At 42.9% G+C, this 13,974-nt stretch carries 9 protein-coding genes; 4 read left to right on the top strand and 5 right to left on the bottom strand.

The genetic code is table 11. From position 1 onward, the window contains the following. Nucleotides 1-80 precede the first annotated feature (80 nt). From glyA to AK822_RS01910, 3 genes are all read right to left on the bottom strand, one after another. On the bottom strand, nt 81-1,337 hold the full coding sequence (gene glyA, locus AK822_RS01920; RefSeq protein ID WP_055123466.1) for a serine hydroxymethyltransferase: 1,257 nt from the start codon (nt 1,335-1,337) through the stop codon (nt 81-83). 458 nt (nt 1,338-1,795) lie between these two features. Beyond that, entirely contained in the window at nt 1,796-2,299 is a 504-nt protein-coding gene (locus AK822_RS01915; protein ID WP_060490380.1) for a chorismate--pyruvate lyase family protein, read from the bottom strand. Nucleotides 2,300-2,364: 65 nt separating this feature from the next. Further along, nucleotides 2,365-3,735: a GNAT family N-acetyltransferase gene (locus AK822_RS01910; protein ID WP_060490379.1), complete on the bottom strand. Its 1,371-nt coding sequence runs from the start codon at nt 3,733-3,735 to the stop codon at nt 2,365-2,367. Nucleotides 3,736-4,469: 734 nt separating this feature from the next. Here AK822_RS01910 and AK822_RS01905 point away from each other — a divergent pair. Next, entirely contained in the window at nt 4,470-6,689 is a 2,220-nt protein-coding gene (locus tag AK822_RS01905) for an NADP-dependent isocitrate dehydrogenase (RefSeq protein WP_055123469.1), read from the top strand. Nucleotides 6,690-7,120: 431 nt separating this feature from the next. Here the strand turns inward: AK822_RS01905 and icd are convergent, their stop codons facing one another. Next, a complete protein-coding gene (gene icd / locus AK822_RS01900; RefSeq protein WP_060490378.1) occupies nt 7,121-8,380 on the bottom strand; it encodes an NADP-dependent isocitrate dehydrogenase in 1,260 nt (419 codons plus the stop codon). 461 nt (nt 8,381-8,841) lie between these two features. Here icd and AK822_RS01895 point away from each other — a divergent pair, with 461 nt between their 5' ends. After that, entirely contained in the window at nt 8,842-9,468 is a 627-nt protein-coding gene (locus tag AK822_RS01895) for a pseudouridine synthase (protein WP_060490377.1), read from the top strand. A 264-nt stretch (nt 9,469-9,732) separates the two neighbouring features. Beyond that, nucleotides 9,733-10,548, top strand: coding sequence for a CopM family metallochaperone (locus AK822_RS01890; protein WP_087945529.1), 816 nt, complete (start codon nt 9,733-9,735; stop codon nt 10,546-10,548). A 179-nt stretch (nt 10,549-10,727) separates the two neighbouring features. Here AK822_RS01890 and AK822_RS01885 read toward each other — a convergent pair whose 3' ends face one another. Further along, nucleotides 10,728-12,728, bottom strand: a complete 2,001-nt coding sequence (locus AK822_RS01885) for a M61 family metallopeptidase (RefSeq protein WP_060492138.1) — start codon at nt 12,726-12,728, stop codon at nt 10,728-10,730. A 333-nt stretch (nt 12,729-13,061) separates the two neighbouring features. On the opposite strand from AK822_RS01885, the gene AK822_RS01880 reads away from it, so the two are divergent. Continuing rightward, complete coding sequence (locus AK822_RS01880) at nt 13,062-13,547, top strand: FKBP-type peptidyl-prolyl cis-trans isomerase (protein WP_060490376.1); 486 nt, start codon at nt 13,062-13,064, stop codon at nt 13,545-13,547. The last annotated feature ends 427 nt before the right edge of the window (nt 13,548-13,974 follow it).

Genomic DNA, 13,974 nt, shown 5'->3' with positions numbered 1-13,974 from the left:
TTTTATTAAAAAAATAAAAACCGCCTAGCAAAAGCTAAGCGGTTTTTGTTATACAGCTCTCAAAAAGAGTCAGTTAAGACTTACTGATTTTTTTCGTAAACTGGTAACTCTTTGCAGATAGCTTCTACTTTACCGCGTACTTCAGTAGCGACCGCTTCATCACCGCGGCTATCTAGTACATCACAAATCCAACCTGCCAAATCACCCGCTTGCGCTTCGTTGAAGCCACGAGTAGTGATTGCTGGCGTGCCGATACGGATACCAGACGTCACGAACGGCGATTTTGGATCATTTGGTACAGCATTTTTATTCACAGTAATATGCGCATCGCCAAGCCATTTGTCCGCTTCTTTACCCGTCATTTCTTGCTTAACGAGGCTGATCAGCATGAGATGGTTTTCCGTACCGCCAGAGATGATTTCATAGCCGCGGTCTTGAACCACTTTTGCCATCGCTTTAGCGTTTTTAACCACTTGCTGCTGATAAGTAGAAAAGTTATCTTCTAACGCTTCTTTAAAGCAAACCGCTTTTGCCGCGATGACATGCATCAACGGGCCACCTTGGTTACCTGGGAATACGGCAGAATTGAGCTTTTTAGCAAGTACTTCATCACGCGCCAAAATCATGCCTGAACGTGGGCCACGTAGGGTTTTGTGCGTAGTCGTTGTAACCACATCAGCGAACGGTACTGGGTTTGGATAAACACCACCAGCAACTAGACCAGCAACGTGCGCCATATCTACTAGCAAATAAGCACCAACTTCATCAGCGATTTCACGGAAACGTGCCCAATCGACTACCTGTGAATACGCTGAAAAACCAGCAATAATCATTTTAGGCTTATGCTCTTTTGCCAAACTTTCAACTTGGTCATAATCGATAAGACCAGTGCCTTCGACCAAGCCGTACTGTACGGCATTGTAGTTCAGACCTGAAAAGTTAATGTGTGCGCCGTGAGTCAAGTGACCACCTGCGTCTAAGCTCATGCCTAGTACGGTGTCATTTGCTTCAAGTAACGCTAAAAATACGGCAGAGTTTGCTTGGCTACCAGAATGTGGCTGGACGTTGACGTACTCAGCACCGAACAACTCTTTTGCACGATCAATCGCCAATTGCTCTACAACGTCTACATGCTCACAACCACCATAATAACGCTTGCCAGGATAGCCTTCAGCGTATTTGTTGGTTAGATCTGTGCCTTGCGCTTCCATCACTGCTTGCGAGCAGTAGTTTTCAGACGCAATCAATTCGATATGGTTTTCTTGACGAACGCTTTCTGCAGCCATCGCTTCAGCAAGTACTGGATCAAAATCTTTGATAGAAATATCTTTAAACATAGTGATGTCCTAGGTAGTGACTGTCATTGAAAAATGTCATTGAAAAGAAGCTTATAGGCTGCCCACAATAAAACAATTACTGTGTCAACGTCGCTCAAAGTACCAGCGGTACTTTTAAGCTCAGTTTTATGGTATGACCATTATTGTGAATTGAGTCTATTAGCAAAGGTAAGTAGGAGTAAGCAGAGGCAATAGGCCTGTCATTAACTTGTCCAATTCGGCAATAAACTCGATACGCGTTGGCATCAAAATCATCGCTAAACATTAAGTGTAACATGAAAATTTGTGCGGTGAGCGCAAAAAAACCTCACTGTAAGCTGAGTGAATTAAATGGTGATATAACTCAGATAAATAGCCAATAAAATAAATGGTTTACCGCTATCATAATGCTCTTAACCTGTTGTTGGTCAGCAGATTAGTAGCGATATTTATCTACTGACTGGCTACTTAACGGATATTCAACTGTCAGTAGCGAAAAATGCTGGCAAAAAAGTTTCGCTGATCAGCAACTGGCGACCATACCAATCATAACGTGTTTGCCGTTGCCAACCCTCAGCAGTCTGCTGGATAAAACGCTGATTGGGCAAAGTCCGGCTGCGTTTAAATAACACATAACCGATGGGTGTGCCTTTGAGCTGCTGTAGACGGCGGGCGTTACCTTTGAGACTGGGTAACGGAAAGATACTTTGCGCGGCCACCCACGGATGCTCGTCATTACCATATAGTTGCGCTTCACGCACCCATGCTAGCATGGGACGATTTAGCATGGCACCTGTGACATTCAATTGTTTTTTTTGTGCCAATGACAGCAATCGGTAGCCCTCAAAGCTACGCTCCACGCGCAAGGGCTGCCCTGCTTTCACTTCCAACACTGCCGTGAGAGAGCCTGCGACATTGAGCCACGAGAGTAGCTCACTAGGAGGAGAAAAATGGGTAAGACAAATAAAAGGAGTACTGGACATAGTTAACGGCTAATAGTGACATAATAATAAAAAAGAAAGCGAGCGTTAGGGGTATTAAGCAAAGCCTATTGATTGGTATCAAAGGCTGGCATATTATCCGCATTAAAGGGCAATGCCTCAAACGCTTGCTGACGATACTGCGCCATATGCTCACGGTCTTGGGCGCAAAAATTGGCGATAGCTGGCACAAAACGTGGGTCATAAATACGGTGGATAGAGTGTGTCGTCGTTGGAATAAAACCACGAACCAGCTTATGCTCCCCTTGCGTACCCGGATCAAAATACTTAAGCCCTTGCTCGACAGCAAACTCAATACCTTGATAATAACACAGCTCAAAGTGTAAGCTATCGTACTCACCCAGTGCTCCCCAATAGCGACCATAAAGAGTGGCATTTTCGCTATGGCGATCATCGTATAAAAATAAGCTACTGGCGATAATTTCTCCAGAGGCATCTAACGCTTGTGCGAGCATTAAGTGCTCAGACATAGTCGCTGCCAGTGCCATAAAAAAATCTATCGTCAGATAAGGCTGTTGTCCACGTACTGCATACGTCATCACATAACAATGATAAAAGGCTTTCCAGTCCTCGTCAGTAATAGCGGCACCGCATTTACGTTGGCAGATGATGCCTTGCTCGGCGACCTTACGACGCTCAGCACGGATGGTTTTGCGTTTTTTGGCTTTTAGCGTCGCTAAGAATGCTTCAAAATCAGCAAACGGTTGGCAGTCTTGTAGCAAGTCTTTATTTTGCCATAAGAACTGGCAGCCTTGACGTTCCAGTATGGGCATGTCAATTGCGGTTGATTCTAAACCATTATCTTGAGCGGCTAGCAAATGCGCTACATCAATATCAGTAGGCATAGATGCCGTGGCAATTGTAGCCAATTCAGGCGTAATGAATAATCCGTGCCAGCTTGAGGCACCTACTTGCTGAGCAATATCATCGACGCCTGCGATAGCTGTCTTTATGATATCGGTGGTTAACGTCTCACCTTTTGCCAACCAAAGCCGCTGACCCGTAATCGGTGTATAGGGCACGCTGGTAACCAGCCTTGGATAATAATCCACACCATAACGCGCATAGGCTTCTGCCCATGAATGATCAAACACAAACTCGCCACGATGATGACCTTTGAGGAATATTGGCAACACCGCCACAGGATGCGCGACTGTTTGCGCAGCTTCATTAATCGCAGAATGGTTTTCGCTATGGTTTTCACTATGATCAGCGTGGTCTATCGAGCTGTCGCTTTGACTATCTGCGACACGATGTACCAACACAAATATCGGCAACCAGCCTGCCTGCTCACCAATCGCGCCAGTGTCGGCTAACGCTTGCCAAAAGGCAAACGACATAAAAGGGGTATCGGGGGTTTGCCAGTCTGTTTGACTCTGCCAGCTGGTGTCATTGAGTAATGCATATTGTAAACTCATAATACTCACTATTTATTTTTATATGGGCGTAGTTTTTTATACCTTGTTTCGTATATGACTAGCCTAGCAAAATTCTACTCAAACTCTGTCACAATTATGCTCTCATAATTGTCAGATATTATGGATAAAATAGGTAACAATGCACTCTCGATAATAAAAGCTATCCCAATACAGTCACCTCTAAAAACATAGATAATTTGGTTTGTCAGCTCATATCTGCAAGAAGAGTAAGAATCACTTAGTCACGATTCATATCTATGATATGACTGGCAGTTTTTTGAATAATGATTGTATTATTCATCGTTTTATGACGAATATTAGCAGGCAGTGTTTGTATAGAAAGGATGAAATTTTTATCGATGACTGGTAGAATAAGGCTCTTAACAGCTTAATGTAATTAAGACATATTAGAAACAACCGAAAACACTACACTTAGTTCATTATGCGATATTGACATCGTATCAGATTTATAATCAGTTAACTATGATGTAGCGTCCGCACTCTATTTTTAAGTCATTCATATGAGCAGGTCGTTCAGACAAGACAGTCAAACTGCCGCTTAACGAAGAAAAATTCTAAGCAGACTCGATGGTTTTCAAGGAACTGGCTACAAAAAACTCGCGACACATTATTTAGTATCGTTGCATGATCCATTATTACATCAGAGCTGCATGGAATTATTAACTTATATTTGAGCCTTATTATTAATTACAACTAAAAGGAATGCCCAACTAATGTCTAAAATTATTTATACAAAAACTGACGAAGCACCAGCGCTAGCAACCTTATCATTTTTGCCAATTGTAAAAGCTTTTACTCAAACAGCAGGCATCGAAGTTGAAACCAGCGATATCTCTGTTGCTGCCCGTGTGTTGGCTGAGTTTCCAGAGTACTTAACGGAAGAGCAGCGCGTCCCTGATAATCTAGCTGAGCTGGGTCGTCTGACTCAAGATCCAGACACCAATATCATTAAACTGCCTAATATCAGTGCTTCTGTTCAGCAGCTAAAAGCTTGTATCAAAGAACTGCAAAGCAAAGGCTACGCTATTCCTGACTTTCCAGATGATCCTAAGACAGAAGAAGAAGAAGAGATCCGTAAGCGTTATGGCAAAAGCTTGGGCAGTTCTGTCAATCCAGTATTACGTGAAGGCAACTCAGATCGCCGTGCACCAAAAGCGGTTAAAAACTATGCACGCAAGCATCCACACTCTATGGGTGAATGGAAGCAATGGTCACAGACCCACGTATCGCATATGCACAGTGGCGATTTCTATGCTGGTGAGCAATCTATCACTTTGGATAAAGCACGTACTGTACGTATGGAACGTGTCGCTGAAGATGGCACTATTCATGTCTTCAAAACAGGCATTGCCTTGCTGGACAAAGAAGTCATCGACTTAATGTTTATGAGCAAAAAATCATTACTTGAGTTTTATGAGCGTGAAATGGAAGATTGCCGCGAAGCTGGTATCTTGTTTTCACTGCACGTAAAAGCCACGATGATGAAAGTATCGCATCCTATCGTGTTTGGTCATGCGGTCAAAACTTACTATAAAGATGCCTTTAATAAGCATGGCGCTTTCTTTGACGAGTTAGGTATCAACGTCAATAACGGCATGGCAAGTTTGTACGAAAAAATCGCTGAGCTACCTGCCAGTAAGCGTGAAGAAATCGAACGCGATTTACATGCTTGCCAAGTGCATCGTCCACGCCTAGCGATGGTTGATTCATCAAAAGGTATCACCAACTTCCATTCACCAAGTGATGTAATTGTTGATGCGTCTATGCCAGCGATGATTCGCTCAGGCGGTAAAATGTGGGGCGCTGATGGCAAAATGTATGACTGTAAAGCCGTCATGCCTGAGTCTACCTTTGCTCGTATCTATCAAGAAATGATTAACTTCTGTAAATGGCATGGCAATTTTGATCCAACCACCATGGGTACTGTTCCTAACGTTGGTTTGATGGCGCAAAAAGCCGAAGAGTATGGCTCGCATGACAAGACTTTTGAGGCGAGTGGTTCAGGATTGGCTCGTATTGTCGATGAAGATACTGATGAGGTATTGCTTGAGCAGCAGGTTGAAAACGGTGACATTTGGCGCATGTGTCAGGTTAAAGATGAGCCTATCCAAGATTGGGTAAAACTTGCCGTACGCCGTGCCCGTGAATCAGATACGCCTGTTATCTTTTGGCTAGACCCTTACCGTCCGCACGAAAACGAGCTGATCAAAAAAGTTCAAACTTACTTAAAAGATCATGATACGACAGGCCTGCATATTGAAATCATGTCACAGGTTCGTGCGATGCGTTATACGCTAGAGCGCGTTGCCCGTGGTCTGGATACCATCTCTGCGACTGGTAATATTTTACGTGATTACTTGACTGACTTGTTCCCAATTTTAGAATTAGGAACCAGTGCGAAAATGCTGTCAGTCGTACCACTCATGAAAGGCGGCGGTTTGTTTGAAACGGGCGCTGGTGGTTCTGCACCTAAACACGTTCAACAGCTACTAGAAGAGAACCATTTACGTTGGGATTCATTGGGTGAATTCTTAGCCTTGACCGTCTCTCTGGAGCATTTGGCCAGTCACGATAACAATGCTAAAGCGCAAATCTTGGCGGATACATTGGACACGGCGACAGAAAAACTGTTGTTAAATAACAAAGGTCCATCACGTAAAACAGGTGAAATCGATAACCGTGGTAGTCATTTCTATCTGGCGATGTACTGGGCACAGGAGCTTGCGGCACAAGATAAAGATGCTGATCTTAAAGCAAAATTTGCACCGCTGGCAGAAAAGCTTGAGAGCAACGAAGCTGCTATCGTCAAGGAGCTAAATGAAGCTCAAGGCAAGCCTGTAGACTTAAAAGGTTACTACTTGGCAGACGAAGCATTGGCTGAACAAGCGATGCGTCCAAGCACGCTATTCAATGCAGCAATCGCCTCATTGTAATTGAGTTATGTGCTCATACAGCAGACAGTTGGGCTTAATTTTCTTTACTTATAAAGACTTTTGAACCCAGTTAAGTAAAATAAAAACGCCGCTTAGGTCTCAGACTTAAGCGGTGTTTTTTATGCTTGAACATAAGATAGTACGTTTAAAACGTTACTTTTAAAATATAGTCAGAGCACTTTTAAACCGCTACGGTGTTACCCACCCTAGATGTACTCAGTGTACTATCTGCGGTCGGTCGCCTTGTAGCGATTCTAAAATTCCTTGACTATATCACTTATAAACAGCAAAAAAATGTCAATAAAAAAACCACCTACATAACTGTAGATGGCTTTATAATATTTATATGTTCAGCGATACTTTTGTGAATATTGATACTTTTATCAATACTATAAAATTCTGATAACTGCTGACTCAGCTCTATATACTTTTTAAACATCCATGTGCTTGATAACCGCTTTACCAAACTCAGAAGTACTGAGCAAGATAGCATCTGGCATGAGGCGCTCAAAGTCATAAGTGACAGTTTTATTAGCGATAGCACCTTGGATACCACTGATAATGAGATCAGCGGCTTCTGTCCAGCCCATGTCTCGTAACATCATCTCAGCCGATAAAATTAATGAGCCAGGATTTACTTTATTCTGACCCGCATATTTAGGTACTGTGCCATGAGTTGCCTCATAAACCGCAATTGCACCGCCTTTGTTAGCGCCCGGTGCGATACCAATACCGCCCACCTCGGCTGCTAGGGCATCTGAGATATAATCACCGTTTAAGTTTAGCGTCGCAACGACTGAATAATCCGCAGGACGCATCAAGATTTGCTGCAGAAAGGCATCAGCAATAACATCCTTGATAATAATATCATTGCCTGTTTTTGGATTTTTCATTGTCATCCAAGGACCACCATCTAATAATTCTGCATCGAAGCGTTCTGCTGCCAGCTCATAGCCCCATTCCTTAAATGCGCCTTCGGTATACTTCATAATATTGCCTTTGTGCACTAAAGTCACACTGGGCAAATCATTATCGATAGCATGTTGAATGGCTTTACGCACCAGACGCTGCGAGCCTTCTTTGGATACTGGCTTGATGCCGATACCGCAATCATCATCGAAGCGGATCTTCGTAACGCCCATCTCTTCTTTTAAGAATTTGATGATTTTATTAGCATCCTCACTGCCCGCTTTCCATTCGATACCTGCATAGATATCTTCTGAGTTTTCACGGAAAATGACCATATCTGTCAGCTCAGGATGTTGAACAGGACTTGGTACACCTTCAAACCAACGAACTGGGCGCTGACACACATAGAGGTCAAGCTCTTGACGTACCGCTACATTCAATGAGCGAAAACCACCGCCAACTGGCGTGGTCAATGGGCCTTTGATACTGATAACATAGTCTTTTAAAATCTCTAGCGTCTCGCTTGGCAGATAGTCACCATCATATATTTTAGCGGCTTTTTCGCCGAGATAAGCCTCCATCCAAATGATGGACTGTTTGCCATGATAAGCTTTCTCCACGGCCGCATTGACGACTTTTATCATGACAGGCGTGATATCGACCCCGATGCCATCGCCTTCAACGAACGGGATGATAGGGTGATTGGGTACATTTAGCGACAGATCAGCATTTACGGTAATTTTTTCGCCGTCTCTTGGGACGATAACCTTCTCATAAGACATAGATAAAACTCCTTGGTTGTATGTTAGATATCGCAAGCATCCTTAGCATTCTGTTATGCTAGCCACTCTATTATGATTATTTATACCGCTTTAAACGCGGGTTAGCCAAACTAAAAACTCTGAGCAATAGGTAAGTTGCGATATACTGATAAATGGTTTAAAAAATGAATAAGTGAAATAGCGATGCACTGAATAATCATTTATTGACTTAACGATTTATTGACTTAACGATACTGTAAAAATCCCTTTAGTAAAATAGCATCCACACAGACTGTTATAATAACGCGCAAAATAACAAAGATACTTTATATAAAATCAACAAATTTGCAGCTTATAGCGTTGATTTAAAAAAATAACGTTTTATTAGGGTGTGTCCTCGTTTTAAAAATCGTAAATTGAGGACACGCTCTAACCTCAAAATACGCACAAAACAATGATTAAAATTTAGGAAATCCCAAACCATGTCGACCTCTAGTCTGATTTTATTCAACAAACCTTATGGGGTGCAAAGTCAGTTTCGTGATGACAGCAACAATGATCACACCACCCTATCACAGTATTTTACCGATAAGTCTTTACGGATTGCTGGTAGGCTTGATGCCACCTCAGAGGGCTTGCTGATTTTAACGAGTGATGGTCGAGTCAATAAAGCCATTACCCAGCCACCTTCTGCTGCTAATTTTGCAAAAAACCGTCATAAGCAGGGCAAAACTTACTTGGTGCAAGTTGAAGGTACAGCAACGCCAGCGCAGTTGAATGAGCTTGCCTCTGGCGTACAATTAAAAGATGGCAAGACACTACCGGCGACTGCTCTCATGGTAGAAGAGACAAACTTACCCATTGATTTATGGCAACGTGAGCCGCCTATTCGTGAGCGTAAGAACGTACCTACTTCGTGGCTCATGCTGACGATTTATGAAGGTAAGAATCGCCAAGTCAGACGTATGACAGCGCAGGTTGGACTGCCTTGTCTACGTTTGATACGCTGGTCAGTAGCAGGGTTTGAATTGGGTGACTTAGCCGTTGGTGAGTTTGTGCGCATTCATCTCACTAGCGAACGCTGTCAGCAATTAGGCATTCTTGATTAATTGTTACTACCAATCTACTGGTATCTCATTGCTGATCGCTCGTGACTGGCATCTACTTATTAAGACATATCCTCATTTCTATCAGTTTTTTAGATAAGAATACGTCTTAATCATTGGCTTTGATATCCATTAAAATCAATTACGACTTGCTAAACATCGCGTCTCGAACGAGCAAGGTTTATCTGCTAAGCTTCAGAACACTATTATTTAGGTATCATAAGTCTCATCCACTTATCATTTGGTTTTTTATTATAGGGATATGTTATGTTTGTTTCTCGTCGTTGGATCTTGTTGGCCACTAGCGTTTCTACAGCGCTTATACTGAGCGCCTGTCAGCCGACAAAAGACAACGATGACACAGATCCTAATGCAGCGACCCCACCTGTGACTGATATCGTTGATGCTCCAAATGACGTCGACGCTGATAACGAACTAGTAGCTGGCGAAAACATCGCGGATGAGAGCCAAATGACCGACATACTCAGAGACTATACAAGGTCGATGACTAGAATGCATGATGAGATGATGATCGGTATGGGTTATAACGATCCTGATACAGCCTTTGCTAAAGCGATGCTTGGACACCACCGCGGTGCCGTAGAAATGGCAAAAATTCAGCTGAAATATGGTACTGACGAAGAGATGCGTCAATTGGCACAAGAGATTATCGCCGCTCAGCAAGTTGAAATCGATATTTTGAATAAATGGCTTGCTAGCCACCCTGATACAGCCAAACCTAAATCCAACACTGAAGCGATGCAGCAAGCGTATGCCAGAAGCATGGATGCCTTAAATGGCGAGATGGTATTGGGTATCGCCAATCCTGTGCCTGACATGGCATTTGCACGTGGTATGTTGCCGCATCACATTGGCGCGGTAGAGATGGCAAACATTCAGCTGAAATATGGCACTGACGAAGAGATGCGTCAATTGGCACAAGATATCATCGATGGTCAGCAGACTGAGATTGAGCATATGCAACAATGGATTGCAGATGCTAATACCGATAACAAGGCTAAAGAGACACAGAGCACAAGTGAAGCGGATAATCATCAGCAACCTGAGCAAGCTGCTTCTTAGGTGCTGAATTACTAAACGCTGACTGAGCTGTTAATTTTTAACAAACCTTAAAAGGCTGCCAGTCATTACACAAAGCCCCTGCCAAATAATATTATTTGGCAGGGGCTTTCATTTTTAATAAATTATTGAACAGCATAGTGAGAACAAATACATTCACATTAATATATTTAGCAATGTATTTAACCCTGATAACACTCTATAGCGTTAAGCCATGCTTGCCAGCCTGCATCGACTAGAGAAGAGTTATCACTGACTCCTGACGATTGATTTGCTTTTGTTAAGTGCAAGCTCACTTTATGCGGAGATGCTTTGTCAATGGCTTCATTAGCCGCTTTAGGCAGCACATTAACACGCATCAACTCATCACGGCGAAACAGGTGACACTCAATGTCGCGCTCCACATTACTCAGCAACGCCAATTGTTTACTGTCAGCCTTGATACCGTCAAGCGCCACAATGACATCGTTCGCTGAAATACCCGCTCTAGCAGCGACACTAGCACGTGTCACGCGATTGACTTTGAGTCCAGCAGGTGTTTCAGTACAGCGCATGCCCCAAGGCACATGCTTGTCAGCCGTCTCTTTGCTATTGCTATGCATGCTAATACCGTTTGCCGCCAGCAGCGCTTCGATTGGCAACTCTTCAACACCATTGACATAACGATACTCAAAGTCTTCCCAATCCTCTATGGGCATGAACTGCCCAATGACTGTACCCATATCAGCACTACTGATGCCAATGCGTTTATTGTCGTTTTTCTTTGCTTGAGTATAAAAAGCCTTGACCACATCAAACAGACGATAGCGACCATTGCTCTTTTGGAGCAGTGTCAAATCCAAGCATAACGCCACCAATGCGCCTTTGTTGTAATAACTGATACCAGCGTTGCCTGTATTTTCATCGTTACGGTATAGCTTAATCCACGCATCAAAGCTCGACTCTGCAACGCTTTGATACGCGCGACCCGCGGTTTGATAGTAACGATTAATTTGCTCAGCCAATAGTTTGAGATAGCTTGGCTTATCAATCACGCCCGATGCTTGCAACATAAAGTCATCGATATACGAAGTAAATCCCTCAAATACCCATAGCAGTGGTGTAAATGCCTCGCGGCGCAAATCAACATCCAACATAACATCTGGGCGTACCGTTTTGACCCACCACGAATGAAAATACTCATGGCTGCATAAGCCCAAAAATCGCTGATAATCGGTGCTTGGTATTTTTGGCTCATCAAGAGTTGGTAAGTCTCGGCGCGGCGTAATGAGACTGGTCGAATTGATATGCTCAAGCCCACCATAATCCTGACCACTGGCAAAGGTCATAAACGTATAATCATTAAATGGCGCATCACCCAACCAATCTAAATAGCACTGACAGATCTGAGTGACATCCTGCTGTAGCCTGCCCATATTGGCACTGTGCTTACCTGAGAGATAAAAACGATGATGTAGCGTCTGATGCGTACTGTCTTGAATAATAAAGTCAAACTTATCTTGTTCTGCAATCTCAAACGGGTAATCAATAAGGTCGTGATAACTGCCTGCTTGTAGTCCATAGCTATGCTGCCCATCAAGACGTAGATGAGTAGACTCTAACCCACATGCCAATAGTAGCCGACTCTCATCTTTACCTGCTAAAAATGCTGCTGGCACTGCTAAACTGACTTGTACAGCTCGATGCTCCTGCCCTTCTACAGCCAATGCCAGTGAGGTGAAATTCCCATACAAACGCTGCTGATCGACATAGGCAGTACGTACCGATAAATCATAGCAATAAACTTCATAGTGGACACTGATGGCTTGCCCTGCCTTAGCTTTTGGTAATTGCCACGTGTTTTTATCTATTTTGTGCGCGCGATAAGTCTCGTGAGTATCGTCATCCATGATTTGGCTGTCTAATGCTTTACTATCTAGCATCTGGCTGTCTAACACCTGATAATGCACCGCGGTAATGTTGCGCGCGAACTCACGCATCAGATAACTGCCTGGTATCCACGCCGGCATCCAAAGTTGAGGTGCATCATTTACTGCCGTAAAATTGAGTGACACATCAACCAAGTGCTCAGAAAAACGCTCGAAATTGAGTCGATAATTGATATCAGCTTTAGCTTTATGGTGATCGCTGATTGTATTAGCATCTGATAGCTGACTGCGTGAATTATTGGCAAATGAAGTCATTGTTTTTTTATCCTTATTTATATCATTATGGTAAAAGCCATTGTCCAAAAACGCAACTGGCAAACCCCGAATATCCATTTACGGTCTTCAAACCACAAAAAACTGTGTTTATTTTCATAAAAAACGACATTTATCAGTATAAAATAGCATTTTTTATTGTTTTTACCTTGAAAGTTATATGAGCCATCTCAATTAAAGATGCTAACTGCTAAAGTTACTTTAATAAACTGATGATAATTGACTAATGACGTGGCTATTTGGCTTGCTGATTGGATTTTTTAGGTTTATTGCAACCGTATTTAATTTTTTACATAGATATATTTAGGATAACTTATGACTATTATTGCAAAAGACACTGCCGTCAAATTCAATTACACACTAAAAGACGACGAAGGCAACATTCTTGACCAATCACCAGAAGGTCAACCACTTGCGTATTTGCATGGCCACAGCAACATCATTCCAGGCCTTGAGCAACAGCTAGAAGGTAAATCTGCTGGCGAACAAGTCAATGCTGTTGTTGAACCTGCTGATGGCTACGGCGAATATCAAGAGCAAGCGGTACAACATGTACCACGTGATAACTTCCAAGGCGTTGACGATATCCAGCCGGGTATGCAGTTTCAGTCAGAAGCTGGCGGCCAAGTAATGCTAGTTACCGTTACTGAAGTAAATGACAAAGAAGTGACCGTTGATGCAAACCATCCATTGGCTGGTAAGCGTTTGACGTTTGATGTTGAAATCCAAGAAGTGCGTGCAGCGACTGAAGATGAACTAAACCATGGTCATGTCCATGGCGCTGGTGGCGTTGAGCACTAATCTCTTCTAGAGTATAGTGAAATGTTAAATGGTAGTCTTTATTAAGACTACCATTTGGTCAAAAAAGGTCAGTGGCTTTGTCTACTGACCTTTTTTTATGGCTATTATTTATCACAATCACCTTTTTAAAATATGAGCCTCTTAGGCTTACATTAAGCAACCTGACAGGCTTACAAACTATTCAATGCTACTGTATTACCTATTAGCATCTATTAGCTAGTTAGTCGTGTTTCTCAATTAATATATAGCAGACGTAACAAAGCCGCATAACGACAAGCGTTATGCGGCTTTTATCACTAACCATCCATGTTATCGTTATATGATACCTAATCCCGGAGTATCCTATAACTGACAGGCATCTAGCCTTATCATCCTTAATCAGCAAACCACCTATCCCTGATGCGACCTTTAAGATACCAATCCCTAG

It is taken from the genome of Psychrobacter sp. P11F6, from assembly GCF_001435295.1.
In the GTDB taxonomy this organism is placed as follows: Bacteria; Pseudomonadota; Gammaproteobacteria; order Pseudomonadales; family Moraxellaceae; genus Psychrobacter.
Note: the sequence above shows the minus strand (reverse complement) of the source record. Positions and strands in the feature narration are given on the sequence as shown.